The sequence below is a fragment of the Fimbriimonadaceae bacterium genome, assembly GCA_023957775.1.
Lineage (GTDB): Bacteria > Armatimonadota > Fimbriimonadia > Fimbriimonadales > Fimbriimonadaceae > JAMLGR01.
The window spans coordinates 1-25,604 of record JAMLGR010000015.1; the positions used below are offsets into that span (position 1 = coordinate 1).

Annotated in this window: 19 protein-coding genes; 5 read left to right on the plus strand and 14 right to left on the minus strand. The window is 66.5% G+C overall.

From position 1 onward, the window contains the following. Nucleotides 1-22 precede the first annotated feature (22 nt). Both M9921_12410 and M9921_12415 read right to left on the minus strand, forming a co-directional pair. Nucleotides 23-1,864 carry a DUF2207 domain-containing protein gene (locus M9921_12410; GenBank protein MCO5297650.1) on the minus strand — a complete coding sequence of 614 codons (1,842 nt, stop codon included), beginning with the start codon at nucleotides 1,862-1,864 and terminating at the stop codon, nucleotides 23-25. Between the two features lie 337 nt (nucleotides 1,865-2,201). Further along, nucleotides 2,202-3,056 carry a hypothetical protein gene (locus tag M9921_12415; protein ID MCO5297651.1) on the minus strand — a complete coding sequence of 285 codons (855 nt, stop codon included), beginning with the start codon at nucleotides 3,054-3,056 and terminating at the stop codon, nucleotides 2,202-2,204. A 324-nt stretch (nucleotides 3,057-3,380) separates the two neighbouring features. Between M9921_12415 and M9921_12420 the strand changes: the two genes are divergently transcribed. The 3 genes from M9921_12420 (at nucleotide 3,381) to M9921_12430 (ending at nucleotide 5,278) form a co-directional block, all read left to right on the plus strand. Then, on the plus strand, nucleotides 3,381-3,683 hold the full coding sequence (locus M9921_12420) for a hypothetical protein (protein MCO5297652.1): 303 nt from the start codon (nucleotides 3,381-3,383) through the stop codon (nucleotides 3,681-3,683). Nucleotides 3,684-3,749: 66 nt separating this feature from the next. Beyond that, nucleotides 3,750-4,178, plus strand: a complete 429-nt coding sequence (locus M9921_12425) for a c-type cytochrome (protein MCO5297653.1) — start codon at nucleotides 3,750-3,752, stop codon at nucleotides 4,176-4,178. An 80-nt stretch (nucleotides 4,179-4,258) separates the two neighbouring features. Next, nucleotides 4,259-5,278, plus strand: coding sequence for an endonuclease/exonuclease/phosphatase family protein (locus tag M9921_12430; protein MCO5297654.1), 1,020 nt, complete (start codon nucleotides 4,259-4,261; stop codon nucleotides 5,276-5,278). A 27-nt stretch (nucleotides 5,279-5,305) separates the two neighbouring features. Here the strand turns inward: M9921_12430 and M9921_12435 are convergent, their stop codons facing one another. The 6 genes from M9921_12435 to rplU all read right to left on the minus strand — a co-directional run bounded on the left by M9921_12435 (nucleotide 5,306) and on the right by rplU (nucleotide 13,548). After that, on the minus strand, nucleotides 5,306-8,887 hold the full coding sequence (locus M9921_12435; protein MCO5297655.1) for a vitamin B12-dependent ribonucleotide reductase: 3,582 nt from the start codon (nucleotides 8,885-8,887) through the stop codon (nucleotides 5,306-5,308). A gap of 253 nt (nucleotides 8,888-9,140) precedes the next feature. Next, the gene (gene nrdR, locus M9921_12440; protein ID MCO5297656.1) at nucleotides 9,141-9,617 is read right to left on the minus strand and encodes a transcriptional regulator NrdR; all 477 of its coding nucleotides are present in this window, start codon (nucleotides 9,615-9,617) and stop codon (nucleotides 9,141-9,143) included. A gap of 271 nt (nucleotides 9,618-9,888) precedes the next feature. After that, the gene (locus M9921_12445) at nucleotides 9,889-10,902 is read right to left on the minus strand and encodes a hypothetical protein (protein MCO5297657.1); all 1,014 of its coding nucleotides are present in this window, start codon (nucleotides 10,900-10,902) and stop codon (nucleotides 9,889-9,891) included. A gap of 237 nt (nucleotides 10,903-11,139) precedes the next feature. Continuing rightward, on the minus strand, nucleotides 11,140-12,798 hold the full coding sequence (locus M9921_12450) for a B12-binding domain-containing protein (GenBank protein ID MCO5297658.1): 1,659 nt from the start codon (nucleotides 12,796-12,798) through the stop codon (nucleotides 11,140-11,142). 168 nt (nucleotides 12,799-12,966) lie between these two features. Then, complete coding sequence (rpmA, locus tag M9921_12455) at nucleotides 12,967-13,227, minus strand: 50S ribosomal protein L27 (protein ID MCO5297659.1); 261 nt, start codon at nucleotides 13,225-13,227, stop codon at nucleotides 12,967-12,969. 6 nt (nucleotides 13,228-13,233) lie between these two features. Further along, a complete protein-coding gene (rplU, locus tag M9921_12460) occupies nucleotides 13,234-13,548 on the minus strand; it encodes a 50S ribosomal protein L21 (protein ID MCO5297660.1) in 315 nt (104 codons plus the stop codon). Nucleotides 13,549-13,750: 202 nt separating this feature from the next. Here rplU and M9921_12465 point away from each other — a divergent pair, with 202 nt between their 5' ends. After that, entirely contained in the window at nucleotides 13,751-16,396 is a 2,646-nt protein-coding gene (locus M9921_12465; protein ID MCO5297661.1) for a diguanylate cyclase, read from the plus strand. Here the strand turns inward: M9921_12465 and M9921_12470 are convergent. Beyond that, on the minus strand, nucleotides 16,393-18,336 hold the full coding sequence (locus tag M9921_12470; protein ID MCO5297662.1) for a diguanylate cyclase: 1,944 nt from the start codon (nucleotides 18,334-18,336) through the stop codon (nucleotides 16,393-16,395). The genes M9921_12465 and M9921_12470 overlap by 4 nt on opposite strands. Nucleotides 18,337-18,401: 65 nt before the next feature. Between M9921_12470 and M9921_12475 the strand changes: the two genes are divergently transcribed. Further along, nucleotides 18,402-20,243: a clostripain-related cysteine peptidase gene (locus M9921_12475; protein ID MCO5297663.1), complete on the plus strand. Its 1,842-nt coding sequence runs from the start codon at nucleotides 18,402-18,404 to the stop codon at nucleotides 20,241-20,243. A 4-nt stretch (nucleotides 20,244-20,247) separates the two neighbouring features. Here M9921_12475 and M9921_12480 read toward each other — a convergent pair whose 3' ends face one another. From M9921_12480 to M9921_12500, 5 genes are all read right to left on the minus strand, one after another. Next, the gene (locus M9921_12480; protein ID MCO5297664.1) at nucleotides 20,248-21,672 is read right to left on the minus strand and encodes an MATE family efflux transporter; all 1,425 of its coding nucleotides are present in this window, start codon (nucleotides 21,670-21,672) and stop codon (nucleotides 20,248-20,250) included. 252 nt (nucleotides 21,673-21,924) lie between these two features. Next, nucleotides 21,925-22,782: a dihydropteroate synthase gene (folP, locus tag M9921_12485; protein MCO5297665.1), complete on the minus strand. Its 858-nt coding sequence runs from the start codon at nucleotides 22,780-22,782 to the stop codon at nucleotides 21,925-21,927. 5 nt (nucleotides 22,783-22,787) lie between these two features. After that, entirely contained in the window at nucleotides 22,788-24,140 is a 1,353-nt protein-coding gene (locus M9921_12490; protein ID MCO5297666.1) for an aspartate kinase, read from the minus strand. Continuing rightward, a complete protein-coding gene (locus M9921_12495; GenBank protein ID MCO5297667.1) occupies nucleotides 24,137-24,613 on the minus strand; it encodes a hypothetical protein in 477 nt (158 codons plus the stop codon). Before M9921_12495 ends, M9921_12490 begins: the two co-directional genes overlap by 4 nt. Beyond that, on the minus strand, nucleotides 24,594-25,553 hold the full coding sequence (locus M9921_12500) for an aldo/keto reductase family protein (GenBank protein MCO5297668.1): 960 nt from the start codon (nucleotides 25,551-25,553) through the stop codon (nucleotides 24,594-24,596). The genes M9921_12495 and M9921_12500 overlap by 20 nt, the downstream gene beginning before the upstream one ends. Nucleotides 25,554-25,604 lie beyond the last annotated feature (51 nt).

Sequence of the window (25,604 nt, forward strand, 5' to 3'; positions counted from 1 at the left end):
GGGCGTGGCACCCCCAAAGGGGCTACCAGCTACCCCCGCCTCCTCCGCCGCCCCCCCCCCCGGACGATCCACCACCGCTGAATCCCCCGCCACCGCCGCTCCAGCCGCCGCCAAACCCGGAATCGCCCGAGCTGAAGCCGGACCCTGAGCCGTAGGAGGTGACCGGCGCGATGGCCGACGACCACGTATCTTGGAACGTGGTCAAGTCGCTCATCAGCGTCGCCGTCCAGTAGCCGTCGTAGGGGCCGACGTACCAGCCGGGTTGGCGCAGCCCGATTCCGTCGAACGCCCGCGTCCACACGTCCACGAGACCGAACGCGATCGCGAACGGGAGGAGCTCCTCGAAGAGCGCCTGATCGGGAACACGATCGACCAAGTAGTTCAACTCTTTCTTGTGGGCTCTCGCGATGAACTCCTCCAGCCCGCGGAGGGCGTGTCGGACCTTGGCGCCTTCGGGCGTCAACAGGTCCGTTCGAACCACGGCGATGAACCCGACAACCACGGCCGCCGCCAGTCCAAGAAGGACGGGCAAGCCCGCAAACAAGAAGCCCGCCGACGCCGCCACGAAGAGGACCAGGCAGAGCACGATGCACCCACAGCCCTCGGTGCGGTTGGCCCGCGCCCATCCTCGCGCTGCCATCTCTCGTCCCGCGCCGTTGTTCAGATCGCGGTACGACTCGGCAAACGCCCCCTCGAGCAGATCCGCCGTCACGATCGGGCCGAAGGGCTCCAGAGCCTCGAACAGCCGCCGGTCCGAAGGGGTCAGGTTCTTCGCGCCCTCCAAACTGCCCACTTCGAACTGGATGCCCTCGTCGGCGTGGATCAGCCGTCCGGCGCCCTTCTGGGCGAGTCCCACGATGGCCCCGACGATATCGCCGGGATCCACCTTCCCATCCATCAGGTACCCCGCCTCGATGGGGCCAACCCCCTCCGGCGCTTCGTATCGCACGACGAGAGGTCCCGGGTTGCGCTTGAAGTGGTCCTTGTACAGCCACCAGAAGAGTCCCGCAGGGATCAAAGGGATCACAAAGCCAAGCGGATTGGAGGGCAATCGCTCGTACGGAAGGGGGTCGGGGGTGGGGATGAACCCGGCGGGGTCCGAGGTGTCGCCCCCCTGCCCTTCAGGATGGGACGACGGAGGGGGTGGGGCTTCGAAGGCCTCGAGCGGGAGGCCCAGCACGAGCGTCGCGCCCTCGTGCGGCTGGAGCGTGCGTTTGATGCGGACCCGAAGCGTGGTGGGCGATGGGTAGCTGAGGTCGACCAGCGGTGCGTTGCCGACGAACTTGCCGCCTCGTTCGAGTTCCCCGCCGTCCCGAGAACCGCGCGCGCCCACAAGGACTCGGGCGCGCACGGAGCCCTCCACCTTGGGAAACCCGACGTCGACGGTCGCTTGGCGAATCGACGTCGGCCAATCTGTGGGGAGGACGTTCCAGAACAGCTCGTCGTGCGGACCGATGTTCGCGTCGGTTTCGAAGCGGGTGAGGGCACCTTGGACGCGGTAACGGATGCGGTACGACACGCGCCCGCTTTCCCACCGGTTGGCATCTCCGATCCGAAGGGCCCAGTCCCCGCCCTGATTCGACTGCTGAGCCGGAACCGGAGCCCAACTCCCTCCGCGTTTCAACTCGGTGGAGAGGAGGTCGTATCGGACCTCGCGCACCCTCCCACCGCCTTGCGTGCGGAAGGGGATGTTTCGAAGCAACCCGTGCTGCCGCTCGAGGAACCGCACCGATATCGTCTCCTCGATCTCGACCGTCCGGTCGCGAAGGAGCTGGTACGAGGAGTGGAAGCTCTCGGTTTCGAACTTGGCGCCCAGCGACAAGGCCGCGAGCGAGAGGGCCACAAGCAGGCAAGCGACACGCACCCAGAAGGTACGAAGGCCGGGCCCCGCAGGATGCACCCCCCGTATGCCCCCGTTCATTGCGGGTGCTCTGCCGCACGCCCGTCAAGCGGGCGTGGCACCCGCCCCCCCTTTTGCGCCCTTAGCGTTCCTTGCGTGTGCTCTGCCGCACGCCCGTCGAGCGGGCGTGGCACCCGCCCCCCCCTTTTGCGCCCTTAGCGTTCTTTGCGTGTGCTCTGCCGCACGCCCGTCGAGCGGGCGTGGCACCCGCCCCCCCTTTGCGCCCTTAGCGTTCTTTGCGTGAAACTCTCCCCCTTGCGCCCTTAGCGTTCTTTGCGTGAAACTCCCCCTCCCCCGCGCCTCAGCGTGTGCGTGAAACCTCGACGGCCCACCCATGGCCCCGGTCGTCCCAGTTCGTCACGGTTCCTTCGGACCGCGTGCGCGCCAACGCCTCGAGATCCAGTTCCGCAAAGGCGATCTCCTCGCGATGGGCGTGCGTGGCCGCCAAGACACCGTCGGCCGGGAACGGAGGGTGGTTCGGCGCGACGATCGCAGCGCTGCCGTACGTCGAAGGAACCGGCTCGCGGCCAAGCGATCCCACGAGCGCGGCGTGGAGGACGAACACGTGGTTCTCGAGCGCCCTCGCATGCGCGGCTTGCCGCACGCGGTGGTATCCGTGCTTCGTTTCCGTGAACGAGGGCGCCGCGACAACCCTGGCCCCGTGCTCGGCAAGAGCCCGCACCGAGCCTGGAAACTCGAGGTCGTAGCAGATCGCGACTCCGAGGCCAAGCTCCGGGTTCGTGCGCAGGATCTGCCCGGGAACCAACCCCCACACGTCCCGCTCGTATCGGGTGAGGAGGTTCTTGGGGTGGCGTGAGCTGCCGTTCGGCGAGGCGGTCACGCAGACGTTCTCGACGCCGCCCGCCCCTTTCGCAAAGTGCGAGCCGCCCACCAGCGTGATTCCGTGGCTCCTGGCGAGCGTTTGAATCCACGCTTCGAGGAGGGGCGCGTACTCGGCCAGCGCGTTCGGGACGTTGCCCTCCGCCACCTCTCCAAGGGCCCCGAGCAGTTCCAGGACGAACAGCTCCGGCAGGACCACCAGTTGCGTCTCCCCCACGCAGGCGGCCTCCACGCACTCGCGCAAATGGTCGGCGAACTCGGTCTCCGTCCGTATCCTCCGCAGCCTCCAGGCCACGGCCGCAACCCTCAAACCCACGAACCGCAGTCTACTGGTCCGGCGAAGGCCCGGCGGGGGAGTGGCACGCAAGGAACGCAAAGAACGCTAAGTGCCCGCGGCGCAAGCTGCACCCCTGCGCAAATCCCTTGCGCCCTTGGCGTTCCTTGCGTGAAACCTACGATCCCCTTGCGGTCTTGGCGTTCCTTGCGTGAAACCCGCGAATCCCTTGCGCCCTTGGCGTTCCTTGCGTGAAACCCGCGAATCCCTTGCGCCCTTGGCGTTCCTTGCGTGAAACCCGCAAATCCCTTGCGCCCTTGGCGTTCCTTGCGTGAAACCCGCGGGCCCACGAGACGTTTCACTCACATGAAGTGGGTTCTTGCGATCGCAGCGGCGGCCTCGATGACGGCCGCGTCGGGCCAGCAGCTTCCGCGCCGGACACCGGTGCCCGTCCGCCTGCAGATCCTGCACGCCGACCCCTGGTTCGTGAAGGGCATGCTCGAGGGCCAGCAATTGGTCTCGCCCGAACTCAGCTCGATCTTCGGCTTCATGGGCTTTCCCGAGGGCACCGGCAACGCGATCAACAGCCTCTTTTCGGGCGGCAAGCTGATCGTGAACCCCACGGACAACAGCCTGTGGTTCTTCCCCGACTGGGATCGACGGAGTTAGGCCTTGGGCCTTGGGCCTGCGGTGTCGGGTCCCTTCTGGGCGGCGCTTTCCAGTATGCTCATCGGCATGGTACGAACCGTCTTTCTGGCGCTGAGCGCTGTGATCTTTCTTGCCGGCTGTGGATCGGGGTCCGACAACGCCCCTGCTCCCGACACCTCAACGACTCCGAACGAAACGAGCGCGGCGGCTCCGGCCCCCGAGGGCGGGGCCACCATGGCTTCGTACGCGGAGGTGCAGGCGATCTTCGACAAGAGCTGCGTCCAGTGCCACGGCGCGGGCTCGCCCAAGGAGGGCATCGATCTGCGCTCCTACGAGTCCGTGATGAAGGGTGGCGATGAGGGCCCGGTCGTTGTGGCCGGGGACCCCTCCGGAAGCCTGCTCGTCAAGGCCTTGCGCGGCAATGGCGCCAAGCAGATGCCGTTCATGCAGTCCGCGCTCCCCGAAGAGGAGATCGCAAAGGTCGAAGCTTGGATCAAGGACGGAGCGAAGCAGTAAGGGTTCGTTTGTCGTTTGTCGTTTGTCGTTTGTCGGGGTCGGGGTGGAACGGGATCCGCCCCGACCCTGTTCTTTGAGGCATGGCCTCCGAAAAGACCGACTCCAAGAATCGGATTCGGCGTTGGGCGTTGGGAGTGCTGCTCGTTTGCCTCCTTGCCTACGGGCTTGAGACATTCGTTGCCGAAGATGCCTGGGGCTCGATGTGGGTCCTCCACCTCCCCCAAGTGCTCTTCTTCGTGCCCGCGGGGATCGTCGGTCTCCTCGCTTGGCGTGCCCGAGACCTGTCTGCGGTAGGGATTTCGATCGGCGCGACCACGGTCGCCCTCCACCTTTGTGCGCCCTGCTGGCGGGGCCTGCTTCCCTGCGACGCGACGCGCGAGCGCTCGGCAGCCGTCAAGGTGGTCACGTTCAACGTCCAGCACGATCACGGGGGCGCCGAACGGATCGCAGCCCTACTCCGGAAGGAAGCTCCCGATGTCGTCGCGTTCGAGGAGGCGTCCTTTCTCGGCGACCGCAGCTCCGAATCGAAGCTCGTCGTCGACGCTTTGCCCGGGTTCCACTGGTACCGCGTGGCCAACCAGGCGATCGCCTCCCGGTGGCCCCTCGGCAGGCGCTGGGTGTCCGAATTCAAAGTGCCCACCCACACGTGGGCGATCTTCGCCGAAGTCCTTCGGGACGGGCGACCCGATCAGCCTTTGTTGGTGGGGGCGGTCCATCTCAATCCGTTGAACTGGGACCGGTTTCTTTCGCCTGAAATCGGCAAACTGCCCGAGCATCTTCGAACCACGGCGCGCATCCGGGAGCGCCAGGCCGAAGAGCTCGTTCGGGAGCTGGCCAAGGTGGACGCCGACGTGCCCGTCGTCCTTTGCGGAGACTTCAACGGCCCTCCCCGAGGGGTGGTTTACAGCACACTGACCCGGGGCCTCCGCGACGCGTTCCGACAAGCAGGGGTCGGCATGGGATGGACCATCCCGTCGGTGTGCCCGGTCACGCGTCTCGACTACGTGTACGTCCGCCCGTCCAGCACGGTCCTAAGCGCCCGCGTCCTTGGCAATGCCGGTTCCGACCACCGCCCCCTGATGGCCGAGCTCATCCCCTAACCACAAACCACAAACCACGATTCCCCCCTAGCTGCACCCCGACGTTTCGCCGCACGTGTTGCACTTGAGGCACACGCCGTTGCGCACGAGCGTGAACGCGCCGCAGTTGCCGCACGGGTCGCCTTCGTAGCCCTTCATCTTCGCCTCGCGGATCTGGTCCGCGAGCAACGAGGGCGGGACGACCGCCCGCGTCGCCGCCACGCCGGCCGGCGATCCGACGCGCGTGCCGGGCGTGTCGAGCTGGTACGTGGGGCTGCCCACGGCCTTGGAGTTGCCTTCGAACGGAAGCGTGTCCTGGATGGTGCCCACCGCGAAACCCGCGGCCTCGTGGTCCTCAGTGGCGCTGCCGGGCGCCGTGCCTTCGAACGTGCCTTGGTCCTCCTCCTCCTCGTAGTCGGGGAGTTGGGAAGGCGTGCCCACGGCGTCGCCTCGAAGGTCCTCGGGCTTGACCTGCACGAGGTCCGTGCGGCCCAGATACGAGAGCGCGAGTTCCCGGAACAGGAAGTCGATCACCGACGTGCTCATCTTGATGTTGTCGTGGCCCTGCACCGAACCGTTGGGCTCGAACCGGGTGAACACGAACGCGTCGACGAACTCCTCGAGCGGCACGCCGTACTGAAGCCCCAAGGAGATCGCGATCGCAAAGCAGTTCATCAGCGAGCGGAACGCCGCGCCCTCGCGGTGCATGTCGACGAAGATCTCTCCGAGCGAGCCGTCTTCGAACTCGCCGGTGCGCAGGTACACCTTGTGCCCACCCACACGCGCCTTCTGCGTGTACCCGCGCCTTCGGTTCGGCATGAGCCGCCGTTTCGCGATGTAGCGGTACACCAGCTTCTGCGCGGTCTGCATCACCTCGTTTTCGACCGCCGGCTCCTCATCGCCCAGCGACGCCTCGAGGATGGCCGCCGCCGCCTCGTCGCTCGACGCGTTGAGGGGCTGGCTCAGCTTGCTGCCGTCCCGGTACAGCGCGTTGGCCTTGAGGCCGAGCTTCCACGAGAGGGTGTAGGCATCGTCGATCGCCTGGATCGACGCGTCGCCCGGCAGGTTGATCGTCTTGCTGATCGCGCCAGAAAGGAACGGCTGCACCGCGGCCATCATGCGGATGTGCCCCTCGGCCGAGATGAAGCGCCGGCCCTTGCTGCCGCACTTGTTCGCACAGTCGAACACCGGCAGGTGCTCGGCCTTGAGGTGCGGCGCGCCTTCGATCGTCATCGTGCCGCACACGTACTCGTTGGCGGCCTCGACCTGCGCCTTGGTGAAACCGAGCCGCCCCAGGAGGTCGAACGACCAGTCGTTCATCTCCGCGTCGGTGATCCCGAGCACGTCCCGGCAGAAGGCCTCGCCGATCGTGAACTTGTTGAACACGAATTTGAGCTCGAACGCGTTCTCAAGCCCCTGCTCCAGCCGCTCGATGATCTCCGGCGTGAAGCCCTTGGCCGCCAACGACTTCTCGTTGATGTGCGGCGCGCCGGCAAAGGTCTTGTGCCCCTTGCAGTACGCCACGATCTCGTCGACCTCCTCCGAGGCGTAGCCCAGGGTGTTGAGCGCCACGGGAATCGACTGGTTGATGATCTTGAAGTAGCCGCCTCCCGCGAGCTTCTTGAACTTCACAAGCGCGAAGTCCGGCTCGACGCCGGTGGTGTCGCAATCCATGATCAACCCGATCGTGCCCGTCGGCGCGAGCACGGTGACCTGTGCGTTGCGGAACCCGTGCTGTTCGCCGAGTTCGACCGCCCGGTCCCACGCCTCGCGCGCGGCTTTGAGCATCTCGGTCGGGCACTCGTCTGGATCGATCCCCACGGGCAGGATCGAGAGGGCCTCGTACTGATCCTTCTGCGCGTTGTACGCCGCGCGCCGGTGGTTGCGGATCACTCGAAGCATCGACTCGCGGTTCTTCTCGTACTTGGGGAAGGGCCCCAGCTCGCCGGCCATCTCCGCGCTGGTCGCGTACGACTCGCCGCCGAGCACCGCGGTGAGGGCGCCCGCGATCGCTCGCCCCTGCTCGCTGTCGTAGGGGATCGCCATCTGCATCAGCAGCGCGCCGAGGTTGGCGTAGCCCAGGCCGAGGGTGCGGAAGTCGTAGCTGAGCTGCGCGATCTCCGGGCTGGGGAACTGCGCCATCAGCACGCTGATCTCCAGCACCGCCGTCCAAAGCCGGATCGCATGGCGGTACCCGTCGAGGTCGAACGAGCCCGTCTTGGGATCGAGGAACTTGATCAGGTTGATCGAGGCGAGATTGCACGCCGTGTCGTCGAGGAACATGTACTCGCTGCACGGGTTGCTCGCGTTGATGCGCCCGTCCGCCGGGCACGTGTGCCACTCGTTGATCGTCGTGTCGTACTGGATCCCGGGGTCGGCGCACGCCCACGCGGCGTTGCAGACGTCGCCCCAAAGCTCGCGGGCGGGCATGGACTTCACAACCCGCCCGTCGAGGCGCGACGTCAGGTTCCACTCGCCGTCGCTCTCGACCGCGTGGAAGAATTCATTAGGCACCCTAACGGAATTGTTCGAGTTCTGGCCCGAGACGGTGAGGTAGGCCTCGCTCTCGTATCCGGTGTCGAACGTCGGGAACTCGATCGACGTGATGCCCTGGGTCGCGAGCTGCAGCACGCGCTGGATGTAGTTCAGGGGGATGTTCGAGGCCTTGGCCTCGGCAATGGCTTTGCGGAGCGCGTCGTTCTTGCGGGGGTCGGCGTTGATCGACCCGCCTTCGGTGCGGCATGAGGCAAGAATGGCGTTGAGGTGCTTCTGGTTGAGCTGGCTGCCGGTCACCAGGCTCGCGACCTTCTGCTCCTCGACGACCTTCCAGTTCACGAACTGCTCGACGTCCGGATGGTCGATGTCGAGGCACACCATCTTCGCAGCGCGGCGGGTGGTTCCCCCGGACTTGATGGCGCCGGCGCTGCGGTCTCCGACGCGCAGGAACGACATGAGGCCGCTGGACTTGCCGCCGCCCGACAGGCGCTCGTTCTCGCCGCGGATCTTCGAGAAGTTCGTGCCCACGCCGGAGCCGTACTTGAAGATGCGCGCCTCGCGCGTCCACAGGTCCATGATGCCTCCCTCGTTCACGAGGTCGTCCTTCACCGAGAGGATGAAGCACGCGTGCGGCTGGGGACGGCCGTAGGCGTTCTCGCTTCGCTTGAGCTTGCCCGACTTGGGATCGACGTAGAAGTGGCCCTGAGGCGTTCCGGTGATGTCGTACGCGAAGTTCAGGCCCGTGTTGAACCACTGCGGGCTGTTGGGGGCCGCGACCTGTTGGGCGAGCATGTGGCACAGCTCGTCGTAGAAGGCCTGGGCGTCCTTGGCTGTGTCGAAGTACCCGTGCTGTTCGCCCCATTGGCGCCAGCAGCCGGCGAGCCGGTGGAACACCTGCCGCGCGTCGGATTCGGAGCCGTCCGTCCCATCGGCCTGTTTGACGCCGGCCTTGCGGAAATACTTCTGGGCGAGGATGTCCGTGGCGACCTGCGACCAGTGCGCGGGCACCATCACGTTCTCCATCAGAAAAACCGTGGACCCATCGGGGTTGCGGATCTCGCTGCGTCGCGGTTCAAAGGGGATTCCGGCGTACGGATCCTTTCCTTCGGCGGTGTAGTACCGGCTGATCTTCATCCTTGTTGTTTCCTCCCTCCGAGGTTAAAAATCGATAGCTTCGCCCGACTCGGCACGGTCAAGCCGTGGGGGCGGGTGCTTGGGGCGGACGGCGGCTCGCACCGCTCGGGTCCGCCTGGCCGCGCGAACGCGACCGGCTCCCATACAGACCCTCGAGGGCCCATGAAAGACTCAGAAAAATGCGGCGATCGCGCGCCCCGAATCTGCGGTTTGTTTGAAACGGCAGCCGGGCGCCCTCGCCATCGCTTGCGTGTCATCGACGACCCTCCGCAGCGGTCCCGATCGCGTTCACGGACTCGACGATTTCCCGGAAATCGCTGAGCGAGGCGAATTCCCGGTACACGCTTGCAAACCGCACGTAGGCGACGGTGTCGATGCCCATCAGCGCCTGCATCACGCGCTCCCCGACTTCGGTCGAAGGCACCTCGTCCTCGAACTCCGTGAACAGATCGCGCTCGATGCGCTCGGCGGCCGCGCGAACGGTCTCGATGGGAACGGGGCGCTTGCCGCACGCGACCAGCATGCTGCCCAGCACCTTCTCGCGGCTGAACTCCTCGCGCGCGCCCCCGCGCTTCACTACGAACAACCGCGGCCTTTCGGGCGCCTCGAACGTCGTGAATCTACGACCGCACGCGTCGCACTCGCGACGGCGCCGAATCGCCTCGCCTTCTCGGGCGGGGCGGGAGTCGAGCACCTTCTGCTCGCAACTTCCGCAATAGGGGCATTTCATGGCAAGAAGCACAAGATGTTGTGCTTATGTTCAGTATACACCACGACATGTTGTGATGCAACCCACAAGGTTTGCACACCTTTTCCCCGCCCCTCTGGGAGTGCGCAAGCTTGCTCGCCGCCCCTCTGGGAGTGCGCGAGCTTGCTCGTCGCCCTGACCCCGAGCGGCTTGCCGCGAGCACGGGCCGGACAAACTCAAGGCAGCACGCGAGCAGGGCCGGACAAGTCCGGCGTCACACAAGGCGGCGCGCAAGCGCGCGCACTCCCAGAGATCAGCCCTCCACTCGGTTGCGGAGGAACGCCGCCCTGTCCCGGGCGGCCACCTCGGTGTTCGAGTTGCCGCGCACCTCGAGCATCGTGAGCCAGCGATCCACCTCGCGCGGGCTTGTGGGAAAGCCCTCCAACTGCGCGCTCGCCGCCCAGCGCACCCAGCCGAGCACCCGCAGCGCGTCCGCGAGCCCGATCGAGCGCGAGCCGATCGCGAACTCCGCGGCCTGGCGCGCCCGCTCCTCGAGGACCGCGCGCCCGATCTCCGAACGCGCGTCCCGCTCTTCCCGCAGCAGGTACTCGCACGCACCGACGAACTCCACCCGGGTGCCGCTGGAGATCGACACCTGGACGAATGCGCCCACCGCGCGGCTCGACTCTCCGAAGAGCCCTCTTGCAGCCAGCCCGCGGGCTCCCAGCGCCTTCAGCACCGACGGCAGACGCTTGCCCTGCGCCAACCCGATGAGGTGGAACATCGCCGACAGCCGTCGCCCCTCGCCCGCGTTGAACGGGCTCGCCGAGAGGTAACCGAACGCCGGCGTCCAAGCGAAGTCGAGCGTTTGGGACAACCCGTCGAGGGTCTCTCGCACCCGCGCATCCGCCGCATCGATGGACCAGCCCGGGCTCAGGCACTGGACCCGAAGGTGATCCTCCTCGTTGACCATCACGCAGCGCGAGCGCTCCTGGTCGAGCAGGAGCGCGCGGCCCGGCTCGTTCCACCGAAAGTCGTGCGAGGCCAAGCGGCTACCCACCAGGTAGTCGCGCTCGGCCTGCGTCGCGTGCCGCTGCACGTCGAATCCTCCGCCGGCCGCGGCCACGACCCGCTCGAGGATCTCGCGAAGCTCCGCCTCGGATGCGTGGTGCGGGAAGCGATGGCCCTTCAGGTTCCGCATGACCCGCGCGCGCGAGCTCAGCACCACATCGCCGTGGGGAGCATCGGAGTCCAGCCAAGCCGGGGGCGGCATGGAACGAAGCACCATCTCGCGCCAGGATTCGGAGGCACTGCTGGCGCGGGGCATAACCGATTCTAGCCCCTCTGGGAGTGCGCGGACTTTATCCGCGCTTTCACTTCTCCAGCCGGCCAGGCAAAGCGCCGATCAAGAGTCTGTCGCAAACTGCAGTGAAGGGCTCCGGGTGCCACGCCCGCTGGACGGGAGTGAGTTCAAGGTTGTAGCTGAAAGCCCCCGCACGCCCGCCAAGCGGGCGTGGCACCCAGGGTTTTGCGACAGTCTCTTCATCGGCGCACTCCCACAATGCTAGCGAACGTTGAAGTACTTCGCCTCGGGGTGGTGGACGATGATCGCCGATGTGGACTGTTCGGGCATAAGCATGAACTCCTCGCTCAGCTCCACCCCGATGTCCTCCGGCTCCAGCAACTCGAAGAGCTTCGCCTGGTCCTCAAGATTCGGGCACGCGGGGTAGCCGAACGAGTAGCGGGAGCCGTGGTACTTCGCGCCGAACAGACCCTTGACCGTCTCAGGCTCCGTGTCCGCGATGCCCATCTCCCGGCGAATCTGCAGGTGCCAGTACTCGGCTAGCGCCTCGGCAGTCTCGACGCCCATGCCGTGCACGTAGAGATAGTCCTGGAACTCGCCCTTGGCGAACAGCTCGCGCTCCAAGACCGACACGTCCGGCCCGACGGTCACCAAATGGAAGCCCACGGTGTCCACGGTCTCCGAGCCCAGCGGCTGGAAGAAGTCGGCCAGGCACTGCCGTCGGCCGTCGCGCTGGCGGGGGAACGTGAACCGTACGCGTTCGGTGCGCGCGTCCTCGTGGAACACGACCAGGTCGTTCCCTTCCGACGCGCACGGGAAATAGCCCCACTTCACCTTGGGTTTGAGCACCGACGCGAGTTCGCGCTGCATCCGCTCGAACACGGGCCGCGCGTGCTCCTCGAGCCACGCGTCGAAGGCGGGGTTATCCATGCCGTCGGGCCGCTTGAACTGCCATTGACCGCGCCACAGCGCCACGGGGTTGATGTACTTGTACACCTCGAAGAGATCGAACTTGGTGTGGCGGCGCGCTCCGTAAAACGGAAGCGGCGGCGGCGCGACGGGCTGCACTTCGCTGCGCGTACCGTCAAACACGTAGAGCGTCGGGTCCAGATCGGGAAGCCGGTGCGAGGCCACGCGTCCCTCGCCGACCTCGACCTCCGGCGTCGGAGCCTCCGACCCGCCGCACAACTCGCCCATGAGCTTCAGGCCCTCGAACGCGTCCTGCGCGTAAAACACCTTCCCCTCGTACTGCGCGCGCAGATCCTGCTCGACGTAGCCGCGCGTCAACGCCGCGCCACCCAGCACCACGGGAAAGCCGGACAGGCCGCGCTGGTTCATCTCCAGCAGGTTCTCGCGCATGATCACCGTGCTTTTGACCAGAAGGCCCGACATGCCGATGACCTGGACGCGGTGCTCGGCCGCCTTGTCGAGGATGTTCTGGATCGGCTGTTTGATGCCGATGTTCACCACCCGGTAGCCGTTGTTGCTCAGGATGATGTCCACCAGGTTCTTGCCGATGTCGTGGACGTCGCCAGCGACGGTCGCGAGCAAGATCGAGCCCTTCTCGCTCCCCTCGACCCGCTCCATGAGCGGCTCGAGTTGCCGCACGGCGGCCTTCATCACCTCGGCGCTTTGAAGCACGAACGGAAGCTGCATCTTCCCCGCCCCGAACAGCTCGCCCACGGTCTTCATGCCGTCCAGCAGGATGTCGTTGATGATCGCAAGCGGCTCGTAGGTCTCCAGCGCCTTCTCGAGACGGCCTTCCAGCCCCTTCTTCACCCCGTCGACGATGTGCTTCTTGAGGGCGTCTTCGATCCCGAGCCCCTCGAACGGGTCGCCGGTGGTCGCCGCCGCCCGCACGTTCTCGAACCGCGCCATCAGTTCGTGCAGCGGGTCGTAGGTGCAAACGCGATCAGCCATGCAAGTCCATTATGGGAGTGCGCGGATTCAACCGCGCTTTCAACGGGCGCAAGACCCTTGATGTCCACGCCGACTTGGCGGGCGTGCGGAGGCTTTCTGCGACCGCGTCACAAGGCACGCCCGTCCAGCGGGCGTGGCACCCAGACTCTCCGAAACCGCGCTCCCAAACTAGCTGGCCTGGTAGGGGTAGACGCTGATGCGGCGCCGCTTGTCGGGGCCCTCGAACTTGACCTGGCCGTCGGCCATGGCGTACAGCGTGAAATCGCGGCCCAAGCCCACGTTCGTGCCGGGGTGGAACTTCGTGCCGCACTGGCGCACGAGGATGTTGCCGGCCTTCACGACCTCGCCGCCGTACCGCTTGATCCCGCGCATCTTCGGCTTGGAATCCCGACCGTTGCGCGATGAGCCTTGACCTTTCTTATGTGCCATTTCGTGTTACCCGCCGACGATGTCGGTCACGCGAAGGTGCGTCTGCGGCTGGCGGTGTCCCCAGCGCTTGCGCTCGTTCTTCTTCGCTTTGTAGTTGAAGCCCTCGATCTTCGGGCCCTTGCCCTGCCGCACGATCTCGACCTTGACCTTCGCGCCTTTGACGAAGGGGGCGCCGACGGTGACCTTGTCGCCGTCGCAAACCATGAGCACCTCGGCCAAATCGAGCTTGGTGCCCGCTTCGCCCTCGAGCTTTTCGACGATCAGGGTCTCGCCCTTGGCCGCCTTGAACTGCTTACCACCGGTCTTGACAATCGCGTACATGAGATTCACTCGCGCAAGAGAGCGCGCGACTTGCAATGATGACATAACTTCGAAGCTCCGGTCAATGGCACGCATGGCCTCAGCTAAGATCGCACCGAACGGTGGATCGTAGCCTCATATAAGAATCGCACCGAAGGGTATGCGTGGCAGCACCGGTCCCTTTACGGGTCCGTGCGGCCCGCCAAGATGGAATCTGGAAACCATGGGTGTGGGGCGCACGATGGCGGGTCGCTTTTGGACCAGGTCGCTCTGGATCGCCGCAGGGTTCGCCGCGTCGATCCAAATCGCAATCATTCTCGTTTTCTTCGCCCTTCCCGCCATCCCGTGGGGCAATCTCGCCCTGAAGGTTTCGGCGGCGGCCGTGGCGGTCTTCCTCGCCTGGATGGCCGGTTTGCGCGCGCGCGATTGCCGCTGCAACGCCCTCCACGGCCAGATGTGGGCGATGCTGGCGGTCGCGGCCGGGCTCTGGGCCCTGGGGCAGGCGCTGCTGGCCTGGGACCAGTGGTCGCCGATCCCCGCCTCGCTGTCCGACGCGGCCCATCTCGCATGCGTGGCGGCCTTCGTCCCACGGGCGGCGGCCGCTCTGATGCTGCTGTTCTCCGCGCCGATCACGGGTCGGATTCGGCGCATGCTCGACAGCGCGATCCTGGCGACGGGCACCACCGTCTTGACGTGGCACTACGTCCTCGGCCCCGCCCTCGCGATTCCCAAGGGCACCTGGGTCAAGACCACGATCTTCGTGGGCTACCCCCTGGGAGCCGCTCTGACGCTCGGGCTCGTCGCCATCGCCGTCTTCAGCCTCGCCCCGATCCGCCGCTGGTCGCTGCCGTTGACGCTCTTCGGCTTGGGGGTGGCGGCGGGATCGATCGGGGCGCTTCTCCGCAGCGCCGCCTGGCAGCAGCTCGCCTCGGCCAAGGTGCCTTGGATGGAGGTGTTGTGGCCGATCGGCGCCCTGTTGCTCGTCGCGTCCGCGCTCGTTTGGCCGGAGGAGACGTTCGAGGCGGAGAGCCCGACCGAAGCGCTTCGAAGAAGGACGAGCGGCTCGCGGACCCTGCTCTCGTTGGCCGCGCCACATGCAATCGCCCTGACCGCCTTCGCGATCGTCGCCGGAGCGGAACTGGCATCCCGAGGGTCGGTCAGCCCCACGGTCTTCTACTTCGGCACGGGAATCACGACGCTCGTGGTCCTGCGGCAGATCCTCACCCTTTTGGAGAACTCCCAACTGAGCCAACGCGTGGCGAGTTTCAACGCCGACCTCGAGACCGTGATCGAGAACCGGACGTCGCAGCTTCACGCCCTCTACGCGCTCTCCCGCTCGGTGGGCAACTCGCTCCAATTGGAGGACGTGCTGGGGAGCACGTGCCACCACGCCCGGGAAGCCCTCCAAGGCGACGCGATCGTGATCAACCTCACGCCTTTCGCCCTGACTCCGCACGCCAACGTGGGCTGCCTGGTCCTTCAGGAGGGCCTCGACGGCATGGAGTGGACCCTCGACCACCTGGACATTCTCGATACGCCCTGGCACGGGCGCGTGGGGACGTTTCACGACAAGGGCCTTCTCAGCCACGTCCGGTACGTCATCGCGCCGATCGTGTGCAAGCAACAACCCCTGGGGTGGATCGCCATCCTCCGCCGCGAACTTCCCTTCGAGGAGACCGATGTCGACGTCCTCGGAGGCATCGGCGTCGAGGTCGGCACGGCCCTTGAGAACGCCAGGCTGTACGCGATCGCGCGCATGATGGCCGATGTGGATTCCGTCACGGGGCTCCTGAACCATCGGGCCGCCCAACAACGGTTCGAGGCCGCCTTCGAAGCCGCTCGGCGCCAAAGCGAGCCCCTGAGCGTCCTCATGCTCGACGTCAACAACTTCAAGCACTTCAACGACACCTACGGACACATGGCGGGCGACCAGGTGCTCAAGCAGATCGCCTTCCAGATCCGAGAAACGTCGCGGCCGCACGACGTGGTCGCGCGCTATGGAGGGGACGAGTTCCTCGTGCTGCTTCCCAACACCGATCCCGCGGAGGCGACGCGCTTCGTCGAGGAACTGCGCGGACGCGTCGCGGGCGTCGGTTTCGCCGTGCCCGGGTCGGACCAGGTCATCCCGTACACGATCAGCGTCGGCCAAGCCAGCTACCCCCATGACACCGAACGAAGGCAGTCCCTCATCGAGGCCGCCGACCGACAGATGTACGCCTCCAAGCGGGCGGGGCGCGGGTCGAAACCCGCGCTTGGACGAAGCGCCCGGCCCACGGAGCGGACCGAGAGCTACGACCTCCTCGAGGCCATGGTGATCGCGATCGACAACAAGGACCTTTACACCCGGGCGCACTCCGAGGAGGTCGCCGAATACGCGCTTTGGATCGCGAAGGAGCTGGCGCTCTCCGAAGACGCCTGCAAAACGATTCGAAAGGCCGCGCTGCTCCACGACGTCGGCAAGATCGGCATTCCCGATTCCATCCTCAGCAAACCGGGGCCGCTCCTCGAAGACGAGATTGAGATCATGCGCCAACACCCCGTCGTCGGCGCCCTGATCGTCGGTGCGATCCCCGAAGCGCGGGACATCATTCCCGGCGTGCGCCACCATCACGAACGATGGGACGGCGAGGGCTATCCCGACCAGTTGCGGGGGGAGTCCATCCCGCTGCTCGGGCGCATTCTCGCCGTCGCCGACGGGTTCAGCGCGGTGACGACCGATCGCCCCTACCGCAAGGGCCGGCCGTGGCACGAGGCCCTCGAGCGCATCCGGGTCGAGTCCGGCCGCCAGTACGACCCAATGGTTGTGGAGGCGTTCGCCAGAGCGGTCCACCAGCGCATGGACGAGGACCGCGCCGGCCAGGCGGCCTAGGCGGCCTGGTCGAGCTCGAGGGCTGCGGCGACGATTTCCGGGTCGAAACGGCCCGGGTCCTTGGCGAGGGCCTCCGGTTCGGACCGCAGCGCCGCGGCGACGGCCATCACCCGGGCCAGCAGCGGGATCTTTGGACCGTCCACCTGGTTCGGCCCCGTTCCGTCGAAGCGTTCGCGCAGCCCTTGCAGCGCCGGCTCGAGCAGCCGGAACGACTCGATCGACTCCATCTTTCCCAGAGCCCCGGCGTCCTCGCCGTCCATGGCCCTGGCGTACGGCTCGGCCAAACACGCGAGGCCGCGAAGCAGTTGGTGCTGGGCTTCGGAGAGCTGCAGACGTTCGGAAAGCGATTTGAGCAGCGGCTCCAGTGCGCGAAGAGTCGTGCGCGCCTTCTCCTCGGCGGGTTTCGGCACGCATCGCAACACCCCTTCGACGTCGAACTCGCTGGGCCGATCGGCGGCCTTGAAACTCCCTTCGAACGCGCGGCACTGGTTGCGGCCCGCGCGCTTGGCCTCGTACATCGCCGCGTCGGCCGCCTTGAGCAGCTCCGCGGATTCGCTGGCCGTCTCGGGCAACGACGCGCATCCGAGGCTGGCGCTGACCCCGCGCATGCGTCCGGAGGCCGTTTCGTACGAGAGACCCTCGATCGCCACCCGGATGCGCTCGGCCATCTGTAGGGTCGCGTCGATCGTGCAGCCCGGCATGACCACCACGAACTCCTCTCCGCCGTAGCGCGCGGCCAAGTCGTAGGGCCGAATCGAGTGGCGAATCGTGTCGGCGACCATGCGCAGCACGCGGTCTCCGGCGTCGTGGCCCTCCTCCTCGTTGAAACTGCGGAAGTGATCGACGTCGATCATGATCACGCCCAGCGGCTGGTCCGTGCGTCGCGCCTCGAGCACGCGCCGGTGAAGGAACTCCTGCATGCTGCGGTGATTGGCGATCCCGGTCAACGCGTCGTTCGTCGCCAACCGCTCGACCCCTTCGAACAGCACCGCGCTGTTGAGGGCAAGGGACAAATGCTCGGCGATGGTCTGGAACAAGCCGAGGTTGTCGAGGAACATCGGATCGCCCTCGCGCCCGATCAGTTCGAGCACGCCGAGCAGGCGGTTCCCGATGACGAGCGGATGAATGCTGACGCCGCCGGACTTGAGGTAGCAGATCTTGGCCTCGAGCTCCGAAGCCATGAGGTTGTCGGTGGCGTTGGCCAGGTGAAACGGCTGCTGGCTCTCCGCGACCAGTTCGGCCAGACACGCGCTGCCGCCGTGGGGAGAGATCACCTCCAGCGCTTGGGTGGCATGGCGGTTCGCACCGGTGTGCGCGACCAGCGTCAACGCGTCCTCCTCCGACTCGCGGACCCACAGCAGCACGGCCGCCAACTCCGCGGCGCTGGCGATCTCGTGGGTGGCCGCAATGCAAAGGGGCCGCACCCGCTGGTCCATCGTGAGCGACTTGCCGATCCGGGTCAGGGCCGACGCCGCGCGCGTGCTGCGAGACTCGTTTCGACGCGCCTCGCGCTCCTCGAAGGCGTTGATGACGAGCACGAACACGCAGGTGGCAAGGCCGATGTGCAGCCCGTTCGCATAGTAACGCAGCCCGTCCAGATACATGGAGCCGCCCACGCCGTCGAACGCGGACGCGATCAACGGTCCGACCTCCGAGGTCAGGCAGTTCTCGCGCTTCTGGAACGGGGGAACGCGGGACGCCAAGCCCCAGAGGCGGGAGAGATGGCCGTTCGGACCTACGATCGCAACCCCGACCTGTTCGGGATCGAGCGAACCCAGCGCGCCGGGCGTGGGCAGATCGAGGACGATCTCCTCGCCGTTGGCAAGGCTCAAAGTCAGCGGAAAGCCCGACGGACTGTCCGTCGGTTCTGCCAAGGTCGGCACCCCCAACTGGTTGAGAAGGGACGCCAGGGTTCGGATCGAAGCTTCAGAATCGCTCACTCCCCACTCATTGTTGGTTGGTCCCGAGTCCAACGCCACCTACCCAAGTCCCATTCTTAGGAGAATTGAACAGGAGCGCCCAGGCGCACGTCTATGATGGGAAGCTCGTGATGAACGCCCTCCGCATTCGAACCCCGCTGATCCTGACCTTCGCAGCCCTCCTCGTCGGCCTGTTCGCCCTCGTTCCAGCGGGCTGCGGCGGCGGTGGCGGCGGAGCCAAGGCCGCACTCGTCTACTCGACGGACTGGACGAACCGCACCCAGCCCGGCGGGGGCCTTTCGCAGCGCGTGCAGGTGTTCGATCTCGAAGGACGGCTGCTCCTCTCGATCGTCATCAACCAAGACGCGGACGGGGTGCAGCAGACCACGCTGACCGGGATCGGGAAGGGCACGTACCGCCTGTTCGCCGAGCTGTTCTCGCAACGCGACCTGGGCGGCGTCAAGACCGGCGAACTGCAGGCGCTCGTGACCGTCAACGGCAACACGGTGTTCGAGAGCGGCGTCGGCGATGCCGTCACTTCCGTGGGCGTGTCGCCCCCGAGCGCGTCGATCACGGTGCAGCAGAGCAAACAGTTCTTCGCGACGGCGTACTCCCTGCCCGGCAAGGCCACGTTCGTGGTCGAAGACGGGTTCTCGTGGACCGCGTTCGGCGGGGTGGCGACGGTGGACGACAACGGGCTGGCGCTCGGAACAGCCGCCGGCAACGGCTCGATTCGAGCGACCCACCAAGGCACCGGCCTCCAGGGCGGGGCGACCCTGACGGTGACCCCGTTCAACACGACCAACACGAAGTGGACCGTGCTCGTCTACATGAACGCGGCCAACGATCTTTATAGCTTTAGCACGTTGAACATGAACCAAATGGAGCAGGTGGCGGACAACCCCGACGTGCGGTTCGTCGTCCAGTGGAAACAATCCACCGACCTGTTCTCCTCGTCGAGCTTCAACGGCACGCGGCGGTACCTCGTCAAACCCGACACCACCCCCTCGATCGCCAGCGAGCTGATCCAGGACATGGGCACGAACGTGGACATGGGCGATCCGCAGACGCTCAACCAGTTCATCCAGTGGGGCAAGACGTACTACCCGTCCACCCGCACGGTGCTGGTGGTCTGGAACCACGGGAACGGCTGGATCAACCGGGCGCCGAGCGCGGGGCTGCCGACCCGGGGCGTGAGCTACGACGACCAGACGGGCAACTACATCCGCACCGACGAGTTGGGCGCGGCCTTGGGGAACAACGTGTTCGACATCGTCGCATGGGACGCGAGCCTGATGCAGATGCTCGAGGTCGCGTACGAGATCAAGGATCAGGCGCACTACGTGGCGGGCAGCGAGGAGAGCCCCCCGGGCGAGGGTTACCCCTACGAGCGGATCTTCGGCGTCTTCCGCGACACGCCCGACGCCTCCACGCTGACGCTGAGCAAGGCGTTCGTCGACGGGATGCTGGCGGTGCCCCAGTACGCGAACCGAAAGATCACCCAGAGCGTGATCGACACGGCCCAACTGCCGTCGCTCGCCACCGCGCTCGACGGCCTCGCGGGCCAGCTGATTGCGAACGCGGGTGCGATCGCCGGGGGCGTTCCCACGGTGCGTGCGCAATCGAAGAGCTACAGCCCGAACATCAATCCCCCGCGCTACTTCTACGATCTCGTGGACCTGTGCCTGAAGATGGAGTCCATCCTCAACGTGCCGAACGTTTCCGCCGCGGCCTCGGCCGTGCGCACGGCGGTCGGCAACGCGGTCGTGTGGGAGGGCCACAACGCGAATTCGCCCGGCAGCAACGGCGTCTCGATCGACTTCTCGCCCTCCTCCTCGTTCAACGCCAGCGGCTACGCGTTGGACTACAGCCAGTTGAGATTGGGACAGGCGACGCGATGGGACGAGTGGCTCGGCATCGCGCCGTAGGCTCTCAGACCTCCTTGGTTTTCCAAGCGCCCTTCTTGAAGGCCGCCATGGCCAACAGGCCCTGCACGGCTTGGCTGATGCTCATCGCGAGCCACGCGCCGAAGGAGCCGATCCCCAGAGGGATCGCCAGGACGTAGGCCAAGGGCACACGCAGTCCCCACAGCGCCCAGATCGTGATCCACATCGGGCTCTTGGTGTCGCCCGCGCCCTGCATCGCGCCGATCAGCACCATCGCGTAACCGAAGAACACCTCGGTCACGCACAGGGTCCGGATGAGCAGCGAGGCCTCCGAGGCCATGGCCTCTTTGCCTCCCACGATCACGTGCGCGATCCCCGGCGCCAGGAAGAACAGCGGCACCACGAGGATGCCGATCACCAGCGCGGCGTGGTGGCTTGCGGTCCAACCCAACCGCTCGGCGCGCCGGGGCTTGCGCATGCCGAGGCTCTGGCCCACCAGCGCCGACGCCGAGACGGAGAGGCCGAACGCGGGCATGAACATGATCGACTCGATCGCAAACCCGATGCTCATCGCCGCGATCGCCGTCGATCCGTTGGGCACCCCCTTCAGAACGAGGGTGAAGGCGGTCAATGAGCCGACCCGCAGCACCGCCATCGTTGCGGCGGGCAGCGCGATGCGCAGGATGCGGACCACCCACTCCTTCTCCGGAACCGTGAAGCGCCACGCATCGCCAAGCGGCGTGCTCCGGACGTGCGCCATGTAGGCCAGCGCTGCCAGCCACGCGCTGGTGGCCAACGCCGCCGCCGCGCCCACAAGGCCGAGGCCGAGGCCGGGGATCACGAATCCCGAGGCCATCGCGCGCGGCGGAAAGATGAACAAGAAGTTCAGCGTCATGTGCAGCAAGATCTGCATGCCCGAGATCACCATCGGACTCTTCGTGTCTCCCACTCCGCGCAGCGACCCCGCCAGGGATTGGATGACGAAGAATGCCGGCAATCCGATCGCGAAGACCGTGAGGAACCGCGTGGCCTGCCCGATCGACTCGAGATCGCCGGGCGGAAGCAGCGCGCGGGACGCTGCGGGGGCAGCCGCCGCCGTCAGCACCGCCAACACGACGCCCGCGATGATCGAGACGCTGAGCGATTTGCGGCTGGCGACCTGAACCTCCTCGTGGCGTTCGGCGCCGTAGGCGCGGCTGACCAACGCGGTGGCGCTGGTGGCGAGGGTCATGGAAAGCGACACCGTGAGGAACACGACGTTGAGCGACGCCCCGTGGCCCGTGAGGGCGGCCGCCGCGAGATGTCCGATGAAACCGCGATCCAGCAGGCTGTTGACCACCTGGAGGGAGTTCAGCGCGACCGCGGGCCACGCAAGATTCCACACGATCTTCGAGGGGTTCTCGTCGGGGGAATCGAACGCGCCGGGATCGTCGTTCTCAAGAGTGGAGGGGGCCGCCAATTCGGGCTTCATCGTACCGCGCCGCCCGTGCGATTGCGGGGCTGTCCGCACAGTTCCCGTATTCTCACGCGCGCAATAGGACGCGGTTTTAGGCTCGTCGGCCGCAGCCTGGTAGAAATGGAGAGTGTTCCCCGACCCGGTGCGGGAAGAACCCACTCGACAGCTACAGCGGAAGGGACGCTCCAGCCAGGAAGCGAAGAGACGTCCTCTCCATCCTCCACACCCTCCAGCCCAGGGCCGGCCCGCCAGCCGGCCCCCTTTTCTTTATCCGTGGGTCGTTGATCGTTTGTCGTTTGTCGTGGGGGCACCCAGGATGGCTGCGGCGACCGTGAGGGCTCGATGCGCCTGTAGGACGTCGTGGACCCGGAGGACCTTGGCTCCGTTCACTTGGGCGATGGTGTGCGCGGCCAGGGTGCCCTCGATGCGCTCCTCCACCGACAGTGGATCGTCCTCCGTTCCCAACACCTTCCCGAGGAACGACTTGCGGCTCGCGCCCACCAACACCGGGTAACCCGTCGCCACCAGTTCGGGCAGGCGACGCAACAGTTCGAGATTCTGAGCCACGTTCTTCGAAAACCCGATGCCGGGGTCGATCCAGATGCGCTCTCGCGCTATGCCGTCCCGACCGCACCGCTCGACGGAGGCCATCAGCTCGGCCTTCACCTCCGCCACCACGTCCGCGTACACCGTGTGGGATTGCATGGTGCGCGGATCGCCGCGCATGTGCATCGCGCACACCGTGCAGCTCGAATCCGCGGCCACCGCCCGCATCGCGGGATCCCGCAGGCCGGTCACGTCGTTGAGGACCACGGCGCCCGCCCCCAGCGCCTGGCGGGCGATCTCCGCTTTCGACGTATCGATCGAGACCGAAACCCCCCGCGCGACCAGCGCCTCGACGACGGGCAAGACCCGCCTGCCCTCTTCCTCGGCCCGCACCTCGGCGGCACCGGGGCGGGTGCTCTCTCCGCCGACGTCCACGAGGTCCGCACCCTCCTCCACCATCTGGAGCGCGTGCTCCACCGCGTGTTGGCGGTCCAGGTACCGCCCGCCGTCGCTGAACGAATCGGGAGTGACGTTGAGCACGCCCATCAGTGCCGGCCGACCCTCGGGGAGAACGAACATCGCGCCTAGGCTTCGGCCTCCCGGACCAAGAACCGTTCGTGAAGCAAACGAACGGCTCGCTCCGTTTCCGCCTCTGGAATGAGACACGAGAGCGAGATGTCGCTGTCGCTGGTCTGGAGAACGGACACCTGCGCGTCGTAGAGCGCGGAGAGCACGCCGTAGAAGACTCCGGAGCTCTGCATGTGCTCTTGGCCGATGAGCGAGACCATCGTGCAACCCTCGGTCAGGTCGGCGACGATGCGGCGGACCTCGCCCAGAGAGTCCAAGACGCTCGCCTGCGTCTCCACCTCGCGTGAGGGGGTCTGCCCCACCTGGAAGAGGTAGAGCGCGTTCTCGGTCCCCTGGAGGGGGAGCACCAGGCCGTCGAGAAGGTCCATAACGAGCGGGTACTGGGAGCGCGGCACGCCGAATCCGGCGCCGGCGGGGCTGACGTTCATCATGAACAGGTTCACGCCGTTGCGCTCCATGGTCTCGAACACCTTCTCCTGGAGCGCCGACCGATGGTCTTCGGGGGCCGATTCGAAATTGAACTGAAGGTAGACCAGCTTCCCCGTGTGGGTGACACCGGTGACCCGCCGTCCGGGGAAGCTCTCTCTCGGCACAATTTCCGTCCCGGGATCCTCGGAGAACGTGCTGAGCACCCGCAGCGGGATGCCGTACTTCATCGCGATCTCCGCGGCGCGCGGGTGCAACACCTTCGCGCCCAGGTGCGCGATCTCGGCGACCTCGTCGTAGGTCACCTGCCTCAGGGTCGGCGCGCCCGGCACGTAGTCCGGGTCGGCGGTCTTCACGCCCTCGACGTCGGTGAAGATCTCCACGGCGTCGGCGCCCAATGCGGCGCCCAGCGCCGAAGCGGTCGTGTCCGAACCTCCGCGCCCCAACGTGGTCAGCTCGGCGCCCGGTTCGCCGGGGATGGCGAAGACGCCTTGGAAGCCGCAAACGATGGCGATGTCGCCCGCCTCGAGCGCATGGTGCAGGCTCACGGGCTTGATGCTGACGATGCGCGCGTTGCCGTACACCCCGTCGGTGCGGATGCCGGCTTGCCCGCCGCGAAACGCATGGGCGGGGTGCCCGAGGATGCGCAGGGTGTGGGCGAACACCACGGCGGAGAAAATCTCGCCGCACGCGATCATCATGTCGAGCTCGCGCGGGTGGGGATCGACGGCCGCATCCATGTCGCGCAGCAGGCTCACCAGGGTGTCGGTGGCGTAGGGCTGACCCTTTCTTCCCATCGCGCTGACCACGACCACCGGCGCAAACCCCTGCTCCTTGGCCGACACCACCCGCAGCGCCGAGATCATGCGCGACTCGGGCGTGGCGAGGCTGGTCCCGCCGAACTTCATCACCTTGATCTTCAAGTCGCCACCTCGACGTGGCCTTCTCGGAACGACTCGAGGGTCTGTGGCACATCCGCGGCGTCCATGACGAGGAGCACGCGGTCGTGCATGTCCCCCAGGTGGTCCACGCGCACGCCGCTCGCGATGACCTTGCGCACGATTCCCGCGATGAGGCCCTCCTCGTCGCGCATGTTCACCGCGTGCACGATGACTACGGCCCGGTCGCGGCCGAGCGTGTACTTGGCGCCGATCAGGCGCAACGCCTCCTCGGCCTGGGGCGCGCGATCTTCGGCCACGAGAAACGAGACGCCCCCGTGGGTGAGCTTGACGAAGTCGATGCTCACCGAAGACTCCGCGATCGAGCGGAGCACCTTCAGGCGCTCTGCGGCGAGGTCGGCGGCGAGGCCGCCCACGTGGACCATCGCGAACCCGCGGCGCACCTCGACGCGGCTGATGCCGCGCGGCTTCTCAAAGTCAGTTCCCGGTGTCGCCAAGGATCGTTTCCGCCTCCGCCCAGACCTCTTCGGGCAGTTCCAGCCCGCTTGCCTTCGCGTTCTCTTCGATCTGCTCGGGCCGCGTCGCACCGATGATCACCGAACTCACGATGGCCTTGCGCAGGCACCATGCGAGGGCGAACTGGGCGGTCGTCGCGCCGTGCTTCTCCGCGAGGAGCTTGAGCTTCTGCACGCGGCCGAGCACGTCGTCGGTCAGGTTGTCGGCCATGAACATGTTCGACTTCTCGTCGGCCCCGCGGCTTCCCGCAGGAACCGGTGCGCCGGGGGCGTACTTGCCGGTCAGGACGCCCTGTGCGAGCGGCGAGAACACGACCAGCCCCATCCCCAGCTCCTCGCACGCAGGCATCACTTCGTTCTCGACGCCGCGGTTCAAGGCGTTGTACACGGGCTGGTTGCTCGACGGAGGATTGGCGTTCAGCTCGCGGGCGACCGAGGCCGCCTCGCGGATCCTCTCGGCGGGCCATTGGCTCACGCCCCAGTAGAGCACCTTGCCCTGCTTGATCAGCTCGTCGATCGCGCGCACGGTCTCGTCGACGGGCGTCTCCGGATCCATCCGGTGGAACTGGAAGAGGTCGATGTAGTCCGTTCCGAGCCGGGCGAGCGAGTTGTGCACCGATTCGACGATGTGCTTCTTGCTCAAACCCTGGTCGTTCGGGCGTTCGCTCATCGGGAAGAAGCACTTGGTGGCGAGGAACAGGTCGTCGCGCCGGAAGTCGCCGATGACGCGGCCCAGCGCCTTCTCCGCCTCCCCCTTGTTGTAGACATCGGCGGTGTCGAAGAAGTTGATGCCGAGGTCGAACGCCTTGTGGACGAGGGTGCGGCCAGTGGTTTCGGCCACCGTGCGCCCGATCGTCAGCCAGCTTCCGAGCGCCACCTCGCTCACCTTGACGCCGCTGCGCCCCAACCGCCTGTAGTTCATGGGCGAAGGTTACCTAGCGGGAATCGGGAATCGGGAATCGGGAGTCGGGGG